18 protein-coding genes and 7 tRNA genes are annotated in these 16,260 nt (G+C 32.2%); 16 read left to right on the top strand and 9 right to left on the bottom strand.

Annotation, left to right across the window (positions count from 1 at the left end; translation table 11 throughout):
• Positions 1 to 16: 16 nt before the first annotated feature.
• Positions 17 to 814: a nitrilase-related carbon-nitrogen hydrolase gene (locus BUA82_RS07140; RefSeq protein WP_073006050.1), complete on the bottom strand. Its 798-nt coding sequence runs from the start codon at positions 812 to 814 to the stop codon at positions 17 to 19.
• A gap of 277 nt (positions 815 to 1,091) precedes the next feature.
• Here BUA82_RS07140 and BUA82_RS07135 point away from each other — a divergent pair, with 277 nt between their 5' ends.
• The 12 genes from BUA82_RS07135 (at position 1,092) to BUA82_RS07085 (ending at position 5,269) form a co-directional block, all read left to right on the top strand.
• Complete coding sequence (locus BUA82_RS07135) at positions 1,092 to 1,472, top strand: CoA-binding protein (RefSeq protein WP_073006049.1); 381 nt, start codon at positions 1,092 to 1,094, stop codon at positions 1,470 to 1,472.
• Positions 1,473 to 1,603: 131 nt separating this feature from the next.
• On the top strand, positions 1,604 to 1,768 hold the full coding sequence (locus BUA82_RS20655; protein WP_178140701.1) for a hypothetical protein: 165 nt from the start codon (positions 1,604 to 1,606) through the stop codon (positions 1,766 to 1,768).
• A gap of 330 nt (positions 1,769 to 2,098) precedes the next feature.
• Positions 2,099 to 2,953, top strand: a complete 855-nt coding sequence (thiM, locus tag BUA82_RS07130) for a hydroxyethylthiazole kinase (protein ID WP_073006048.1) — start codon at positions 2,099 to 2,101, stop codon at positions 2,951 to 2,953.
• A 97-nt stretch (positions 2,954 to 3,050) separates the two neighbouring features.
• Positions 3,051 to 3,872 carry a hydroxyethylthiazole kinase gene (gene thiM, locus BUA82_RS07125; protein ID WP_073006047.1) on the top strand — a complete coding sequence of 274 codons (822 nt, stop codon included), beginning with the start codon at positions 3,051 to 3,053 and terminating at the stop codon, positions 3,870 to 3,872.
• Between the two features lie 13 nt (positions 3,873 to 3,885).
• The gene (locus BUA82_RS07120) at positions 3,886 to 4,545 is read left to right on the top strand and encodes an NUDIX hydrolase (protein ID WP_073006046.1); all 660 of its coding nucleotides are present in this window, start codon (positions 3,886 to 3,888) and stop codon (positions 4,543 to 4,545) included.
• Positions 4,546 to 4,696: 151 nt separating this feature from the next.
• Positions 4,697 to 4,771, top strand: a tRNA-Glu gene (locus tag BUA82_RS07115).
• 6 nt (positions 4,772 to 4,777) lie between these two features.
• Positions 4,778 to 4,853 (top strand) — tRNA-Val (locus BUA82_RS07110).
• A 6-nt stretch (positions 4,854 to 4,859) separates the two neighbouring features.
• Positions 4,860 to 4,936 (top strand) — tRNA-Asp (locus tag BUA82_RS07105).
• A 13-nt stretch (positions 4,937 to 4,949) separates the two neighbouring features.
• Positions 4,950 to 5,024 (top strand) — tRNA-Glu (locus BUA82_RS07100).
• Positions 5,025 to 5,030: 6 nt separating this feature from the next.
• Positions 5,031 to 5,106, top strand: a tRNA-Val gene (locus tag BUA82_RS07095).
• 7 nt (positions 5,107 to 5,113) lie between these two features.
• Positions 5,114 to 5,190 (top strand) — tRNA-Asp (locus BUA82_RS07090).
• Between the two features lie 4 nt (positions 5,191 to 5,194).
• Positions 5,195 to 5,269: transfer RNA gene (locus BUA82_RS07085), tRNA-Thr, on the top strand.
• Positions 5,270 to 5,367: 98 nt separating this feature from the next.
• On the opposite strand, the gene BUA82_RS07080 is transcribed toward BUA82_RS07085, so the two are convergent.
• From BUA82_RS07080 to BUA82_RS07070, 3 genes are all read right to left on the bottom strand, one after another.
• Positions 5,368 to 5,706, bottom strand: coding sequence for an arsenate reductase family protein (locus BUA82_RS07080; RefSeq protein WP_073006045.1), 339 nt, complete (start codon positions 5,704 to 5,706; stop codon positions 5,368 to 5,370).
• Positions 5,707 to 5,789: 83 nt separating this feature from the next.
• Positions 5,790 to 6,776, bottom strand: coding sequence for an ATP-binding protein (locus tag BUA82_RS07075; RefSeq protein ID WP_073006234.1), 987 nt, complete (start codon positions 6,774 to 6,776; stop codon positions 5,790 to 5,792).
• Entirely contained in the window at positions 6,776 to 7,759 is a 984-nt protein-coding gene (locus BUA82_RS07070) for a DnaD domain protein (protein WP_073006044.1), read from the bottom strand. Before BUA82_RS07070 ends, BUA82_RS07075 begins: the two co-directional genes overlap by 1 nt.
• Positions 7,760 to 7,990: 231 nt before the next feature.
• Between BUA82_RS07070 and BUA82_RS21110 the strand changes: the two genes are divergently transcribed.
• Positions 7,991 to 9,148 (top strand): peptidoglycan DD-metalloendopeptidase family protein, encoded by a 1,158-nt coding sequence (locus BUA82_RS21110; RefSeq protein ID WP_073006043.1) that lies wholly within the window; start codon positions 7,991 to 7,993, stop codon positions 9,146 to 9,148.
• 221 nt (positions 9,149 to 9,369) lie between these two features.
• On the opposite strand, the gene BUA82_RS07060 is transcribed toward BUA82_RS21110, so the two are convergent.
• From BUA82_RS07060 to BUA82_RS07040, 5 genes are all read right to left on the bottom strand, one after another.
• Positions 9,370 to 10,563: a S8 family serine peptidase gene (locus BUA82_RS07060; RefSeq protein WP_073006040.1), complete on the bottom strand. Its 1,194-nt coding sequence runs from the start codon at positions 10,561 to 10,563 to the stop codon at positions 9,370 to 9,372.
• Between the two features lie 106 nt (positions 10,564 to 10,669).
• Positions 10,670 to 11,563, bottom strand: a complete 894-nt coding sequence (locus BUA82_RS07055; RefSeq protein ID WP_073006038.1) for a selenium metabolism-associated LysR family transcriptional regulator — start codon at positions 11,561 to 11,563, stop codon at positions 10,670 to 10,672.
• Between the two features lie 104 nt (positions 11,564 to 11,667).
• A complete protein-coding gene (locus BUA82_RS07050) occupies positions 11,668 to 12,102 on the bottom strand; it encodes a DMT family transporter (RefSeq protein ID WP_073006036.1) in 435 nt (144 codons plus the stop codon).
• Positions 12,103 to 12,194: 92 nt separating this feature from the next.
• Positions 12,195 to 12,650, bottom strand: coding sequence for a dUTP diphosphatase (locus BUA82_RS07045; protein WP_073006034.1), 456 nt, complete (start codon positions 12,648 to 12,650; stop codon positions 12,195 to 12,197).
• A gap of 225 nt (positions 12,651 to 12,875) precedes the next feature.
• Positions 12,876 to 13,424, bottom strand: a complete 549-nt coding sequence (locus tag BUA82_RS07040; protein WP_073006032.1) for a 2'-5' RNA ligase family protein — start codon at positions 13,422 to 13,424, stop codon at positions 12,876 to 12,878.
• Between the two features lie 137 nt (positions 13,425 to 13,561).
• Here BUA82_RS07040 and BUA82_RS07035 point away from each other — a divergent pair, with 137 nt between their 5' ends.
• The 3 genes from BUA82_RS07035 to BUA82_RS07025 all read left to right on the top strand — a co-directional run bounded on the left by BUA82_RS07035 (position 13,562) and on the right by BUA82_RS07025 (position 16,246).
• The gene (locus tag BUA82_RS07035; protein ID WP_073006030.1) at positions 13,562 to 13,717 is read left to right on the top strand and encodes a DUF1540 domain-containing protein; all 156 of its coding nucleotides are present in this window, start codon (positions 13,562 to 13,564) and stop codon (positions 13,715 to 13,717) included.
• A gap of 465 nt (positions 13,718 to 14,182) precedes the next feature.
• Entirely contained in the window at positions 14,183 to 15,439 is a 1,257-nt protein-coding gene (locus BUA82_RS07030) for a UDP-N-acetylglucosamine 1-carboxyvinyltransferase (RefSeq protein WP_073006027.1), read from the top strand.
• A gap of 15 nt (positions 15,440 to 15,454) precedes the next feature.
• Complete coding sequence (locus BUA82_RS07025) at positions 15,455 to 16,246, top strand: MBL fold metallo-hydrolase (protein ID WP_073006025.1); 792 nt, start codon at positions 15,455 to 15,457, stop codon at positions 16,244 to 16,246.
• The last annotated feature ends 14 nt before the right edge of the window (positions 16,247 to 16,260 follow it).

The following is a 16,260-nucleotide window of genomic DNA, read 5'->3' as shown; positions in this document are numbered from 1 at the left end:
TTGTCTCCTTTTATACTCAAATAAACTGCTTATAATATTTTAGATAAGTGTGGTTTTTTCTATCTTCATTAACGTTAAATTTCTTTCTTATATTGAAGACTTCTTCTGCTTTTATATCAGCTGTAAGCAGATCTTCTTTATCTGAACAACATGAAAGTATTTCACCATTAGCATTTATTATAACAGAATCACCGCTATAATACTGATTTTCTAAATCATGGCCATAGGAATTAATGCCTGCTATATAACACTGATTTTCAATAGCTCGAGCTTTTAATAAGGTTAGCCAATGTTCTTTTCGCGCATTAGGCCACGCAGAAGCTACAATTATAAGCTGTGATTTCTTAGAGGCTATTTGAAAGATTTCAGGGAATCTTAAATCATAACAGATAAAAGTACTAAGGGTTATGTTGTCTATAGGACAAAAGGATATACTATCCCCAGGAGATATTAGTAAATTTTCTTTTCCCGGTGAAAAAGGATGCACCTTATAATACTTACTGATTACAATGCCCTTAGGAGAAAGAATAGTATAGGAATTATAATATTTGGAGTTTTCTTTTTCCACACTACCAAAACCTATATACATGGAATATTTTAATGCAATTTCTTTAAAAAAGTTAAAGGTATCTTTAGGGGATATACAATTAATAACAGATTTAATATCCCATGAAAAACCAGTTAAAGTCATTTCGGGGAAAAAAATAATATTACAAAGCTGGTCTTTTGCTTTTTCAACTAATTTTAAGCAATTTTCTTTATTTTTTGTTGGTTCAAGCCAAGTTGTGGTAAATTGGCCTAGTGCTAATTTCATATGCAACATCCTTTACTTTTTATATATATATTTTATCATATAAATAATATTTCATAATTATTTATTAAAATACTTAAATTACTGTTAATTTTATTATTTTAAGAAATAATAGCATTAATAGGTGTATAAAAATATCATATGCAAAAATTAGTATAATATTAGCTTAAATTAACAATATATTAATATGTGGTTTAAAAGGAATAAAAGATATTATGGTGAAATAATAGTAATAAGCAAAAAGATTTTTATTGCTTAAATATTTAGAGAGGTGATAAATATGAAGGCTTCAGAGTTTTTAAATTATATGAACTGGGTGGTAGTTGGAGATGTATTAAACAGTGAAAAATACGCCCATAAAATTTTGGCAAAATTAGAGTCAGAAGGATACAAAGTTAAGGGAGTTAACCCTAAAGTAGATACTGGAGAAGCATATAAATCATTAAAGGATGTACCTTATGATATAGAGATTTTGGATTTATGTATCAATCCAAAGGTAGGAATAAACATAGTTAAAGATGCCAAAGAGCTGGGGATAAAAAATGTTCTTATACAGCCTGGAGCTGAAAGTGAAGAAATATTAAACTATTGCAAAGAAAATGGTATAAACGCAGTGGAAGGCTGTGCCTTAGTAGAAATAAGAAATAGAAAACAGCAGTAGAAGCAAGTGAGTCCTAGTTTTGATCCGTGACTACAAGGAAGGAATTCTTATGCTATCCTAGGATAAACTTATGCTTTGGTGACATAATAATACTACAAAATTAAAATTGTAGTATTAGGAGGAATCCATAAATGGACAATAATAAAAATAGACACAAAGATAGACCTAAAAGCAATGCAAAAACAAGAAAGATGTATCCAAAAGATGGTGCAGATATTGGTGTACAAGACGGAAAGAAAATAGGCGGATATGCTAATAGCAAAGATAGAAGCGGTGCAGATGAATATACCTACTAAAAGTGACTTTAATTATTTTTTAAATTTAGAATATTAAGAAAAAGCATAGATAGTGAAGTTAAGTACTAAATTAGTAAGATAACTTCATTTTCTGTGCTTTTTTTACAGAAATTGAGAATAACTAAAATTGACAATATAGTTGATATTAATTATCATTATACTTTGTAAAGCGATTTCATTGTAAGTTTATTGGTAAAATTTCCATTGATAATATAACTGCTATCATCTTTTAAGTATTATGTGAATTTTAGTTTTATCTTATATAAAATCTTAACCCTTAGACTTTTATTTCTAAAACCCTAATGAAAACAATAAAAGGAGTATTTAATTATGAATCATTTAGAGAGTGTTTTAGAGTTAATGAAAAAAACAAAAGAAGTAAATCCTTTAGTGGATTTTGTTACAAATTATGTAACGGCAAATGATCTTACAACTATTGCTACCTATGTGGGGGGAGCACCGGTAATGACAGACGATCCTGTAGATGCAGCAGACGTTATAGAGTATGGCAATGTGGATGCGGTAGTGTTTAATATCGGCACTATTACTGAAGTATATCTAGAGGCTATGATAGAAGCATGCAAAAAGGCCAGGGAAAAAGGTATTCCTGTAATACTTGACCCAGTAGCTACAAGTATTACACCATTTAGAACAAAGGCTGTTCAAAGGATATTAGATGAAGGTGGTGTAACCATAATTAAAGGAAATTTAGGAGAAATAAAGGGCTGCTTGGGCTTAAAACCCAAGTCTAAGGGTGTAGATTCTAACGAAGATGAAACTGGAGCAGAAAAATACTGCATAGAGCTTGCTAAAAAGAGAAATGCGGTGGTAGCCATGACAGGTAAGGAAGACATAATAACAGATGGTGAGAGAGTAGTTAGGATTAAAAATGGAACCTCAAGACTTCCAATGGTTATTGGAACAGGATGCATGATAGGTGCTATGATAGCAGCTTTTAGTGGAGCTACCAATGATCACTTCTACGCTGCATTAACAGGAACCATGCTAATGGGTATAGCTGGAGAAATCGCTGAAGAAAAACTTAAAGAAGGAGATGGACATGGTGTATTTAAAAATCATCTTTTAGATAGGTTATCCATTATCTCAGAAGAAGATGTAAGAGATAAAGCAAAAATTGTGGATATCTCTGAAGAAGGCAAAAGGCACTTTGAGAGGATAGTTTAGTGAATACACCAGAAAATTTCTGATTACAATAGCTGGGATAAAGCCTAAAAATTTTTGGGCTTTGCCCAGTTTTAACTTATTTAGGAGGATTCTAAAGATGAGTATAGTAGAGAGTATTGCAAGGATATTAGATATGAAATATCATAAAGAAAACCCACTGGTATGCTTTATAACTAATCATGTAACGGAGCTTGATTTGGTGGATGCCTGTCTTTCTATAGGAGGATCACCAGTACTTACAGATGAAATATCTGAAACTCATGAAATGGTGGAGTATGCTAAAGTGGATGCAGTTATGATAAATACAGGAACTATTAATAGAGAGTATTTAGACATAATGGTTAATACAGGTAAACAGGCAAATGCTTATAAAGTTCCAGTAATACTTGACCCAGCAGCTATATCGGCTTCTTCTTTTAGATTAAATGCTTTTCAAAGGATATTGAATGAAGTTGATATCGATATAATAAAAGGGAATTTAGGAGAAATAAAATCAATTTTAGGATATGAAGCAAAATCTAAGGGAATAGACTCTTTTGAAGAGGAAAATGATGCAGAAAAGTATTGTATAGAGCTTGCAGAAAAAAGAAAATGCATAACTGTAATGACAGGAAAAGAAGACATAATAACAGATGGTAAGAGGATAGTAAAAATACAAAATGGTAATCCAAGGCTAAAGTTAATATGCGGTGCTGGCTCTACTATAGGTTCTCTTATTTCGGTATTTGCAGGATATAGTAAAGATTATTTCTTAAGCTCTGTTTTAGGGGTAGCCATGATGGGGATTGCAGGAGAAATTGCAGAAGACAGGCTTAAAAAAGGAGAAGGTAATAGAACCTTTAAACAATACCTTCATGATGCGATATCATTAATGACTTCAGAAGATATAGTTAAGTACGCAAGAATAACAGAAATATAAGGAAGTGCTTAGTATGAACTTAAAAGGAAAAACTCAAGAAAAAAAGAAAGTAGAGTATTTAGACATTTTTGATGACGAAATGAATCTTATTGGATCAGCTCCAAGAGCTGAGGTTCATAAGAATGGGTATTGGCATCTTGCTTTCCAATGCTGGTTTATGAGAAAAGATGGGGATAAAAAATATGTGATTTTTCAAAAGCGCTGCTATTCTAAGGATACATATCCTAATCTTTTTGATACTTCCTCTGCAGGACATCTAAGCTCAGGAGAAAGAATTGAAGACGGAGTGAGAGAACTTCAGGAAGAGCTGGGGATAGAGGTTAAGTATAATGAGCTGATTCCTATAGGCATAATAAAACAGGTGAAAGAAGAAAAAGAGTTTATGGATTATCAATTTGCTTACTTATATTTATATGAAAGCAATATACCTATTAAGGAATATAGGATTCAAAAAGAAGAGATTACTGCCCTTGTAGAAATGGATATTGAAAGTATGAAGTCCCTTATAGAGGGAAATATAAATTCTGTAAAGGTATATGGAGTATCTGTAGATGAAAATGGAGAAAATCATAAAGCAGAATATAACATAGCTTATGAAGATTTAGTTCCTCATGGAAGGGATTATTATAATAAAGTTTATGATGAGGTAGTTAAATATTATAAACAGCTTTAAAAGTAAGAATAACCAAGCTATTATAAGGTAAATGTAACTTTATATAGCTTGGTTATATATTCCATAAAACTTTTTTCAAAAAAGTTGTTGACACTCATTTAGATTTTGTGTATTATAGTCTATGTCGGGTCGACATGACGACCTGTATTAAGGCCCCTTGGTCAAGCGGTTAAGACACCACCCTTTCACGGTGGTAACAGGAGTTCGATTCTCCTAGGGGTCACCATATTGTGGGAGCATAGCTCAGCTGGGAGAGCATCTGCCTTACAAGCAGAGGGTCACAGGTTCGATCCCTGTTGTTCCCACCACAATGCGGCTCAGTAGCTCAGTTGGTTAGAGTGCCGGCCTGTCACGCCGGAGGTCGAGGGTTCGAGCCCCTTCTGAGTCGCCATTTAATTAAATAAGGCCCCTTGGTCAAGCGGTTAAGACACCACCCTTTCACGGTGGTAACAGGAGTTCGATTCTCCTAGGGGTCACCATATTATGGGAGCATAGCTCAGCTGGGAGAGCATCTGCCTTACAAGCAGAGGGTCACAGGTTCGATCCCTGTTGTTCCCACCATAATAATGGCTCAGTAGCTCAGTTGGTTAGAGTGCCGGCCTGTCACGCCGGAGGTCGAGGGTTCGAGCCCCTTCTGAGTCGCCAATATGCTGGCATGGCTCAACGGTAGAGCAGCTGACTTGTAATCAGCAGGTTGTAGGTTCGATTCCTATTGCCAGCTCCAAAAAATCTTGAATGTTTAAATTCAAGATTTTTTTTTGCCTTTTTTTCTTTTAAAGTAATAATTACAGAGTATAAAATAATCATTATGTAACGGTATAATTATTCCCAACCCTTCCACACCTCTGGTTGATAACCTACCGTGGCTTGTTTTCCGTTTCTAACTATGGGAGTATTATAAAGTTTTGCATTGTTTAATAGGATCTCTTCTTTTACACTGTCATTTATTATATGCTTTAAATTTGACTTTTCATAATCCTTTGATTTTTCATTTATCAAAGCCTTAAGTCCTACGCAGGATTTCACACTTTCTAATTCTCTTTTACTAAGAGTCTTCATAGAAAGATCTATATATTGGTATTTAATTTTTCTTTCCTTAAAATATCTCTCTGCTTTTTTTGTATCAAAGCATTTACTAGTGCCAAATATTTGAATATTCATAGTTACCTCCTGAGTAATGGTATCCATATAAGTTATGAGTTATTTTTGTTATAAATGGATTAAAACCTCCGGGATGCCGGAGGTTATCTGCTAATCTTGGATAGATTTTTCTTTACTCTAATGTCGTTAGAATAAAGTTTAAATAATATAAAGTTACCGAAGAGCCTTGAACTAAGCCTTTCCGTATAGCATTTGGTAAGCTGCTCTAAGGTAAGATTGGTGGAAATAATCATCTTATTTCTTTTTAAAAGCTTTAAATTAAGAAAATTGAACAGTTCTGTTACATAATAGTCGCTGGTTAATTCTGCTCCTAGGTCATCGATTATAAGTAAATCACAGTTTATAAGCAGTTCCTCCAGAGCATGATTATTATTGAACCTAATATCTTTAAGATTTTTCATAAGATCTTCTGAAGTTCTGTATACAACCAAATTGCCACTATCTAAAAGCTCCTTAGCTATGCAATGGGATAAGAATGTCTTTCCAGTGCCTGAATTACCGTAAAAGAGCAAATTATCCCCTTGTGTCTTAAAGTTTGGAAGATAATCCCCTTGAATCTTTTCTAGAATATTTTCCATGTTTTTACGTGGAGAATATCTTTCATCCCCTATTCTATGGGATTCATAATAATCTAACTTAAAGGTAGAAAAGTTATTTTCTTTAACAGATTCTGAAAGATCTGAGTTTCTATAATAAAGGCTAATTTGCTTTTGTTTGTAGCATCTGCATTTTTCAATGCCTATGTAACCAGTATCCTGGCATTTAGCACACTTATAATGGAGATTTAGATATTCTGTATCATAACCGTTAGCTACTAAGAGCTCATACTTTCTTGCTCTTAAATCCTTAATTTTAGATTTAAGAGACTTTACTGACTCTTCAACGGTGTCTTTGTTTTTAATGAAGCAAAGAGAGATCTCTATGCTGAGCTTTGCAATTTGTCTATCTAGGTTCATTATCTCTGGATGATTTTTTTCAATTTCATTTTTCCTAGCTTCTAAAGCTCTTCTCTCATTTTCTCTGGTAGCTTCGTAAATTTTCATTATTTCGCTATGATATCCCTGCACCATCATTTATCCCATCCTAACAGTTTCTTTTCTAAGGAGTCATAATCGTATACCCTTTGATCAAAGTTATTAAACTTAAGATCATTTTTAATATTGGGCGATACCTTTCTCTTAGAATTATTAGAATCTTTTTTATTATCCTTTAGAGCTATGTCTTGCAATGTTTTAATATTATCTTTAAACCAGCTGTTTAATATTCCATCGATATATTTAAAATCTGCTCTATTTAAACGTTCAAAACATATATCACAGGCTTTTAGTATAACCTCAACTTGGAAATTATATGTATTTATCCATTTATCCATCATATCTTCTTGAGGCTTCATTACTTCGTTGGATTTAATGCCAAGATAGGAGAGTATCTTTCTTATTTTTACCCATTTATCTTCGTTTTTCTTAATATATTGCTGTGCATCATCGATGGTTTTAATTTCCGCATCATGCCATGCAATGGCAACTTTTTCAATGTATCTCGTGTCACTTTTCCCTTTAGATATACAATATTCTACTAAAAGCAATATTAGTTCATAAGAGAAAGAAAAGTCTTTTTCCCAGCTTAGATAAGAACTCATTTCCTTAGGGGAAAGTGGTCTTGCTAGGAGTTTTTCTATTTCTTTAAGCATCTCCTTGGTACTATCAGTATTCAAGGCTTCAAGAAGATTAAAACTAGTATCTGCTTTTTCAGATTCATCTTCGAGATTTAAGAATTCAATATTAAAATTACCCATTTTATCTATAGGTATTAACTTAATCACACCTTCATCATTCCAGTAGTTAAGTGCATTTATAATATCGGATTCCAAAAGATTGAGATTGTTTGCTATTATATTTGAGCTAACTCCAAGTTCACCAGAAGAACTATACTTAAGCATCAGTAGATATACTTTTACAAACTCACCCCTAGCCTTTGGCATATATTTATCTATAAAGGCGTTACTTACCGGTGTAAAACTGATAGTGGAGTTCTTAAGCATGAATGTACTCATGTCTATTACACCCCTTCTTAAAATCATTAATGGTTTTAGTAATTTTGTTTCTATTACCCCAGTGTATTTATTATAACAGAGTAAAAGGTCTCACTCAACAAACAAAAAAATATATAAAAGCTATATAAATTTGTTAAAATTATATGAACTATGAATATATGGAAAAATATTGGGGAAAATTAATTAACGTGCTGATTTTACTCAAGGCTTCTCTTTAAAGGAGTGAAGATAATGAAAGATAAAGCATGTAAAAAAGAAAAAATTAAAAAATCTATTATGCTTATTTTAGCTTTTATGATTCCCTATGTTTCAGTTTATTTTTCAGACATTGTAGGATTATTTAAAAACAATACTCAAATGTCTAGTATTAAAGTGTTGGCAGCAACTTTAAACAATAAATTACAAGATTCTAATGATGCTGACTTTTTTGTTATAAATAATAAGCCTTCCGCTGAAAGAAACAATGTAGCTACTAAGTTTAAAGTGCTTATGAATGCTAAAATAAATACTGTAAAAGTCATTGTTAACAATGAGGAAGCAGCTGTCTTATATAATAAGGAAGAGGCAGATAGGCTTATAGATAACCTTAAAGGTTATTACCTAAATAATGCTAAAATAAATAAGAGCACTATAACAGCTATGGATTTAAAAGGAAACATAGAAGTTAAAGAAGCTTTAGCTTATGACTGGGAATTAGATACCATGGAAGGAGCTTTAAATAAATTAGTAAATATAAATAAAAATAATAATTTAATCCTTGAGACTACAGCCATAGAAAAACACACAGAAGAATTGAGCCCTTCAGTTTCAATAATAAGTTCTAGTGAGCTTAATGTTGGAGAAAGCAAAACCCAACAAGGGGAAAACGGCTTTAAAGAAATAGAGAAAAAGATAATATATAATAATGATAAAAAAGTAAATGAGACTATAATTAAAGAAGTAATAGTAAAGCAGCCCAAGGAAACCATAATCACCCAAGGTGTAAGGGTATCAGAAGAAAATTTAACAGCTCTTTTAATAAGACCTTCTAGAGGAGCTATATCTTCTTTTTATGGTATGAGATGGGGAAAAATGCATAAGGGAACAGACTTTGCCGGAAACATAGGGGATCCCGTCGTGGCTTCTATGGATGGTACAGTAAAGGAAGCCGCATTTGAACCTACCTATGGTAATTATATAGTCTTATCCCACGGTAACTCTATAGAAACCCTTTATGGGCATTGTAGTGAGCTAAAGGTAAAGAGCGGAGACAAAGTTAAAAAAGGAGATATTATAGCAGCAGTGGGCAACACCGGAAGAAGCACAGGCCCTCATCTCCATTTTGAGGTTAGAGTTAATGGTGTAGCAAAGGATTCTTTAAAGTACATTCCTAAAACCAACGGTTCTTAGCTATAATTTTTACGTACAAAATACCCCACACTGTTAAAAAAACACCCTGTTAAAGCAGGGTGTTTTTTTATGTTCAAGGAGCTTCATCTAAAGCTTCTTTTAAAACTTTTTTCCTTTATATTCAAAGAAACTCCATGAGTTTCCTCCTTCATTCGTCAATTTTAAATTTTAAATTGACGAATGACTCATAACTCGTATGAATGTCATTGGTTTGTCCATTATTACTTAATAAGTTTAGATACTTCTATAACCCCTTCCCCCTGTTGCCATTTGGGAAGGTCTAATAAGGTACAGGAAACCTTAAGCAAAGCTTTAACATCTTTAAAGGACAAAGAAGGGTCATTCTCTAAAATAAGAGCACATAAACTGCTTACATAAGCTGCGGCGATAGAAGTACCACTATAAGTACAGTAAGGATCTTCCAAAGAAGGAGGGTATATTTTCATACTATTTCTTTCAGATATATATTTTTTGTTGGTATTTAATGAACATACATCCACACAGGCTGCAGCCACATCGGGTTTAGTGTTTCTTTGAAAAGGTCCGCAGGATGAAAATTCATAACCTTTGATTTTGTTTGTTGTATCCATTCCTCCTACGGTTATGCAATTAGAAAGGCAGGATATTCCTTCCATACTTCCTTCCACATTACCATTACTGCCACTGGGTACTATGGGTATTATGTTATTTGAAATTGCCATATCAAAGAGTTTTGAAAAACAATCTATAATGAAAAAATCATTATTATAAAGCTCTAAAGGCAGGCACATAATCCTTATGTTATGATCCTTGGCTACATTGATAACGCTTTCCATGGCAAATAACACATCCGATACAAAGCCTTTACCATTAGAATTAAAAGCCTTAAAACAATGTAGATAGGCACCCTCAGCCATACCTTTATAAATTCCTTTAGACAATCCGCCATTACCACATAAAACACCACTTATAAAGGTACCATGCCCATTATCATCATAGGGGAATTTATATCCATTAATAATATCAAAAAAAGTCTTTATTCTATTATAAGGATTAATAAGGTCATGATGGGGGTATACTCCAGTGTCTATTAGTGCTATGCCTATTCCTTTCCCTGTGAGCTTCATCTTTTGGGAAAACCTGACATTGTTACTGGCTTCAACACTGCTGCCACAAATAAAGCAATATGAATCTTTAGTTATCCATTGTACTTCAGGAAATTCTATAAGATGATCAATAGCTCTAGGAGTAACATAAGCACATATTACATTACAAAAGGTTAAGGAGTGTATGATAGTTCCTTTATAGGACACTATTTTTTTTTCTATGTTATTTTTAAGATTTCTGCAGTAAATAAGTACACGATATTTTTTATAGTAATTATTTTTTAAAGCATGTCTAAGATTATTATCTAATTTATTTTTCAGCCACAACATATAACTTCTCCTGAAATGATTACAGTATATATTATATGAAAGTAGCATGAAAGGTTATACATTAATAGTAAAAAGAGAAAATTATTTCATTACTTTTATATTAAAACTATTTAATAGCAAACTCCTCATTACATAGGTTTAAAAAAGCTTTTGCTGTAGGAGTAAGAGTTCTTTTAGAATTTACTATAAGATAAATATTCCTTTTTAAATCCATATCCAATATAGAACTTTGTCTTATAAGTTTACAATCTGCATATTGGTTAGATACATCCTTGGACATTATTGCAACACCAATGTTAGATTTTACACATTGGATTAATGTATCTAAATTATTTGCTTCACAGATTATATTGAGTTTTGATAAAGATAATCCCTGCTTCACTAATTCTTCTTCAAAAGTTTTTCTTGTACCAGAATTCATATCCCTTACTATAAGTTTCATATCCAGTAGTTCGTCTATAGATATTTGCTTTGGTAATTTCAAAGAAGGGTGTGAGATAACAACCAGCTCGTCCTCTTTCAATGGATAACAGTTTACTTTATCATCTATAACTTTAGTACCTACTAAACCTATTTCGCTATCTAGGTTTAATATGTCTTTTATAATATCAGATGATCCTTGCTCTTTAATTTCATATTTTATATCAGGATATATTTCACTGAACTTTTTTATTAAATCCGGAACTAAAGTATTACAGGGGGTGGTGCTTGCAGAGAGAAAAAGCTTACCCATTATAGCGTTTTCAAAGCTTCCTAGGGCAGATATGGCATTGTTTTTAGTGTTTATTATGTCGCTGGCATAATTTAAAAACAATCTCCCAGCAGGAGTTAAGTTTACTTCTTTTGAAGTTCTGTCAAAAAGCTGAAGGTTTAATTCCTTTTCTAAACTAGAAATATGAGAGCTTATAGTTGGTTGAGATAAATAAATGGAATTAGCAGCTTTAGAGAAACTTTTTAGTCTTGCTACGCTAATAAAAGCTTCTATCTGTTTAAAATCCATAAAAACACACCTTTCGTATAAATGTATTAATTTCATAAGCTTTATGAGATTATAGCATTTATATATGTAATTAATTTAAAAACATAGTTATGTCAATATTTTTACTAATAAGTTTTCCACTTAAATACTATTATACCAATAATCATTATGACTACGCCAATAATTTCGTTTAATGTAAATCTTACTTTAGAAGCCTCAAATAATCCAAAAGCTTCAATAAGGGCAGCAGTAATAAGCTGTGCTACTAAGATTGTTGCTACAGCATAAGTAGGACCAAGGTTTTTCATACCTTCCATAACTGTAAATATAATAGCTACGCCTAATACTCCGCCAAAGAGATAAAGCTTATTTGCGTTTTTTATTTCTCTGAGTTCACCTTTTCCGAAAATTAGCATAATAATTAAGGTTAAAACAGCGCCGCTTAATTGTACTACAAAATTAGTTTCCCAAGAGCCTATCTTTTCACTTAATTTAGTGTTAAAGACTCCTTGTAAGCTCATAAAAGCTCCAGCTATAATAGAAAATAGAATTCCTATCATTTATTATCACCTCCTACATAGTTTAACCTAATGCAGTAAGGTATATTATAGGAAAAAATTAGAAAAATAAAAACTCCCAAGAGTAGGAGTTTTTAATGTAGTGAATTAAAAGAATTAATAATTTCTTGTTCACTAAAGCCTATGGTAAGACCTATACTAAGGAAGTCTTCAATAAGTGTTATGTAGTGATCTTTTGAAGATGAGATAAGTAAGTCATTAATGTCTACATAAAGATTTAAGAACTGATCACTTAAACAGTAGTCGTTAGGTCGCATCTGCACCTTTTCAATATCTGTGTATCTTTTATCTATGCCCACAGTTAGGATGCAGCCTAAGGTACTTATATACCTTTTCAATATATTCTCTCTATCTATAACTTCATCGTCTTGCCAATATTTAAAACATTTAGAAGCATTAGCAAGAGCCCCCACTCTTACGTTAAGTGCTAAAAATTTTCTGGCATTTAACTTATATTCGTCAAGATTAGAAAGTATATTGAGAGTTTTGTTCCTTTCTGCCTGTGTTTCAAAAAACTTTTGTAAATTCATCCTATTTATCCCCCTGTTCCTCAACTCGGGTAGTCGTCTTATTACATTCTACAAAAGATTCATGAAAATGAAAAGTTCAGTAAACGAATACAAGAAAAATAATTTTATTTTTAATAAATTTACAATTATTTGACTATTTATTTATGCATAAATTCTTGCAAATTTGATAAATTTGTGAATAATAAAAAACACCATAGATATTTATGATGTTTTTTAGTGATTTTCTTAATAAGTTTTTAATGGATAGCTTTTAACTAGCATATCCTTTTTATTGTTTATAGGTTTCCACAATTCTATTCTATCAATCTTTGCCATATTATAATAACCTTCTTTTTTAATAACTGTACAGGCTTTGGCAAATTCATTTCTGCTCCATTCTCTAGAAGCAAAATTTGTATTAGCTAATGAAACGTGCAGATCCCAATTTTCTATATTTTGTCTTACGTTAAATCCATGAAGCTTTAATGTATCATTAACTGATCTTGCTAATCTCTTTATATAACCTTTACTTTCTACCTTTAGGTTTACCGATTTATAAGGTTCATCAAAGCATATAACCTCATTAAGCTCTACTTTGAATCTTTTATAAGGCTTAAAAATTTTAAATAATACCTCATCTAACTTATTTAAATCAGGGTCCTCAATTACCTCCAGAGTTATATGAAGGGTTGGAAGATTTTTATAAAGCTTATATTTTTTAGACAGAGACCTTTGAATTGGTTCAATGGATTTATATGATTCGTCATCAAATAAAGCTACTAAATAATATCTCATTTTTGCCCCCGTATTACTTATGTTGTGTATTTATATTTGATTATAGCATATAAACCTTTACAGAAAAACCTATGAATAAATAAAAGATATATACAAATACTATTTTTGTAGTATTTTACGAAAGGGGAATGTAATTTATGAAACATAATGAAAGCATAGGATGTACCGTTTCAGAGTGCAAATATCATTGTAAGGATGATAACTTCTGTACATTAGATTACATCAAAGTAGTTAAGCACACCTCCAAAGCAGAAGATGTAAAAAGCACAGATTGCGGAAGTTTTGAGCTTTAAAGTTACTTTACAAAAGATGACCACTTAAATTAAAGTGGTCATTTTTTGTTATTTATAGCTTGTACTTTTTAATTTTCTTTAATAAAAAAGTAAACCTTTAAATCATATAAATTAGAATTTATTACGGATTTGTTAATTATTACATTTGGAAATACTGATTTCGTAATATATACTTGATAGATTTAACATAATATACTTAAAAAAACATTGCAAACACCTAGGATTAATATGTTATAATAAAACTTATGAGATTGTCCAAAAAAAATATTTTTTAAAGTAATAAGTTGTTAAATTTTAATTATTTTGGACATGTTTTAACTGAATTAAGCCTTATTTAAACTTAAAAAATAGGCATAATATTTTTAACAAAACATAAATGGAAATTAAATGAATATGACTGAAGATTTTTACTTTGAATTTGAGAATTTGAAATATATAATAAAAATTTGAGCAAGGGTGAAAAATATGGAGAGATTAGTTATTAATGGAGGCCAACCACTTTATGGTGATATAGATATTAACGGAGCAAAAAATGCTGCTGTGGCAATATTGCCTGCAACTATAATGGCCAGTGAAGGTAAATGTGTAATTGAAAATATTCCTGACATAGAAGATGTAAACTGCTTAGAAAGAATAATATCTGAACTAGGAGCAGAGGTAAAAGTTGGTAAGAATACTATAGAGATAGATAGTAGAAATTTAACTAATACTACTGCTTGTACTGAAGATGTAAGAAAGATGAGAGCGTCTTATTATTTAGATGGAGCTTTACTCGCAAGATTTAAACAAGCAAAGGTAGACTTACCAGGGGGCTGCCCCATAGGAGTAAGGCCTATAGATCAACATATAAAAGGCTTTGAAGCTTTAGGTGCAAAGGTGAATATAGAACATGGAGCTGTTATTTTAAAGGCTGAGCGTTTAATAGGTGCTAATATATTTTTTGATGTAGTGAGTGTAGGAGCTACCATTAACGTTATGATGGCTGCAACTATGGCAGAAGGAGTAACCACCTTAGAAAACGTGGCAAAGGAACCTCATGTGGTGGATGTGGCAAACTTTTTAAACACCATGGGAGCGGATATAAAAGGAGCAGGTACTGATGTTATAAAAGTAAGAGGAGTTAAATCCTTAAAGGGATGTAATTATAGCGTTATTCCAGATCAAATTGAAGCTGGTACCTTTATGATCGCTGCAGCAGCTTGTGGCGGAGAGGTAACACTAACAAATGTTATTCCAAAACACTTGGAATCTATTTCAGCTAAGCTTATAGAAGCAGGAGTTACTGTAGATGAAGGTGATGACAGCATCACTATAAAGTCCACTGGAAAGTTAAAAGGGGTAAATATTAAAACTACACCTTATCCAGGATTTCCTACAGATGTTCAGCAGCCCATGTCAGCTATGCTATGCGTTGCATCAGGCAGAAGTATCATTACTGAAAGCATTTGGGAAAGTAGATTTAAGCATTTAGATGAGCTTAAGAAGATGGGGGCCTCTGCCAAAGTAGAAGGTAGAACTGCTATTCTTGAAGGGGTAGATAAACTTACAGGAGCAGTGGTAAAAGCCACAGACTTAAGAGCAGGTGCTGCTATGGTTATTGCAGGATTAATAGCTGAAGGTGAAACTGAAATATATAATATTGAACATATAGACAGAGGTTACCCTCATATAGAAGACAAATTTAAAAAATTAGGCGCAGATATACATAGAATAGATGATTAAATGGGGGAAAAACAGATGATATTTTGTTCGCTATATAGCGGAAGCAGCGGCAATAGTATTTTTGTGGCTAATGAAAACACTAGAATACTTATTGATGCTGGGCTGCCTGGAAAGAGCATAGAGGCGGCTTTAAAGGAAATTGATGAAAATCCTACCATGATAGATGCTATTTTTATAACTCATGAGCATTCAGATCATATTAAAGGAGTAGGAGTTTTATCTAGAAAGTATGATATTCCCATTTATACCAATGAAGCTACTTGGAAGGCTATGGCCCATTGTATTGGGAAAGTGAAAGATCATAACATAAAGATTATAGAAAAGAGAAGCGTAACCACTATTAAAGACATAGATGTGGTGAGTTTTAATATACCTCATGATGCAGCGGGTCCCATGGGCTATACTTTAAACTCTAAGGGTAAAAAGGTGAGTGTAGCTACAGATTTGGGGACTTTTACAGAAGAGGTAAAATATAATATAAAAGATTCTGATGTAATACTTTTAGAAAGCAACCATGATGTACAGATGTTAAAGTATGGACCTTATCCATATCCTTTAAAAAGAAGGGTATTAAGTGAAATAGGTCACCTTTCCAATGATGCTTGTGGTGAAGCATTAGTGGGAATAAATGATGAAAGTAAGGCAAGAAAGGTAATTTTAGGCCACTTAAGCAATACCAACAATTATCCTGAGCTTGCATATCAAACAGTTATAAACGTGCTTAATGAAAATAAGGTCAATATAGAAAAGGACATGGTTCTTTCATTGGCAGACAGGAAAAAGCCTAGCAGCTATATTGAATTTTAGTTTAGAATCGAGGT

This window comes from Clostridium amylolyticum (assembly GCF_900142075.1).
In the GTDB taxonomy this organism is placed as follows: domain Bacteria; phylum Bacillota; class Clostridia; order Clostridiales; family Clostridiaceae; genus Clostridium_AA; species Clostridium_AA amylolyticum.
This window is presented reverse-complemented; position numbering and strand designations above follow the sequence as displayed.

What these genes read in the sequence shown, in the direction of transcription:
- BUA82_RS07055 (WP_073006038.1), bottom strand. Translation starts at nt 11,563, where the DNA reads ATGGATTTTAAACAGATAGAAGCTTTTATTAGCGTAGCAAGACTAAAA.
- BUA82_RS07025 (WP_073006025.1), top strand. Translation starts at nt 15,455, where the DNA reads ATGATATTTTGTTCGCTATATAGCGGAAGCAGCGGCAATAGTATTTTT.
- BUA82_RS07135 (WP_073006049.1), top strand. Translation starts at nt 1,092, where the DNA reads ATGAAGGCTTCAGAGTTTTTAAATTATATGAACTGGGTGGTAGTTGGA.
- BUA82_RS07120 (WP_073006046.1), top strand. Translation starts at nt 3,886, where the DNA reads ATGAACTTAAAAGGAAAAACTCAAGAAAAAAAGAAAGTAGAGTATTTA.
- BUA82_RS07030 (WP_073006027.1), top strand. Translation starts at nt 14,183, where the DNA reads ATGGAGAGATTAGTTATTAATGGAGGCCAACCACTTTATGGTGATATA.
- thiM (WP_073006047.1), top strand. Translation starts at nt 3,051, where the DNA reads ATGAGTATAGTAGAGAGTATTGCAAGGATATTAGATATGAAATATCAT.
- thiM (WP_073006048.1), top strand. Translation starts at nt 2,099, where the DNA reads ATGAATCATTTAGAGAGTGTTTTAGAGTTAATGAAAAAAACAAAAGAA.
- BUA82_RS07080 (WP_073006045.1), bottom strand. Translation starts at nt 5,706, where the DNA reads ATGAATATTCAAATATTTGGCACTAGTAAATGCTTTGATACAAAAAAA.
- BUA82_RS07040 (WP_073006032.1), bottom strand. Translation starts at nt 13,424, where the DNA reads ATGAGATATTATTTAGTAGCTTTATTTGATGACGAATCATATAAATCC.
- BUA82_RS07035 (WP_073006030.1), top strand. Translation starts at nt 13,562, where the DNA reads ATGAAACATAATGAAAGCATAGGATGTACCGTTTCAGAGTGCAAATAT.
- BUA82_RS07070 (WP_073006044.1), bottom strand. Translation starts at nt 7,759, where the DNA reads ATGAGTACATTCATGCTTAAGAACTCCACTATCAGTTTTACACCGGTA.
- BUA82_RS07050 (WP_073006036.1), bottom strand. Translation starts at nt 12,102, where the DNA reads ATGATAGGAATTCTATTTTCTATTATAGCTGGAGCTTTTATGAGCTTA.
- BUA82_RS21110 (WP_073006043.1), top strand. Translation starts at nt 7,991, where the DNA reads ATGAAAGATAAAGCATGTAAAAAAGAAAAAATTAAAAAATCTATTATG.
- BUA82_RS07060 (WP_073006040.1), bottom strand. Translation starts at nt 10,563, where the DNA reads ATGTTGTGGCTGAAAAATAAATTAGATAATAATCTTAGACATGCTTTA.
- BUA82_RS07140 (WP_073006050.1), bottom strand. Translation starts at nt 814, where the DNA reads ATGAAATTAGCACTAGGCCAATTTACCACAACTTGGCTTGAACCAACA.
- BUA82_RS20655 (WP_178140701.1), top strand. Translation starts at nt 1,604, where the DNA reads ATGGACAATAATAAAAATAGACACAAAGATAGACCTAAAAGCAATGCA.
- BUA82_RS07045 (WP_073006034.1), bottom strand. Translation starts at nt 12,650, where the DNA reads ATGAATTTACAAAAGTTTTTTGAAACACAGGCAGAAAGGAACAAAACT.
- BUA82_RS07075 (WP_073006234.1), bottom strand. Translation starts at nt 6,776, where the DNA reads ATGGTGCAGGGATATCATAGCGAAATAATGAAAATTTACGAAGCTACC.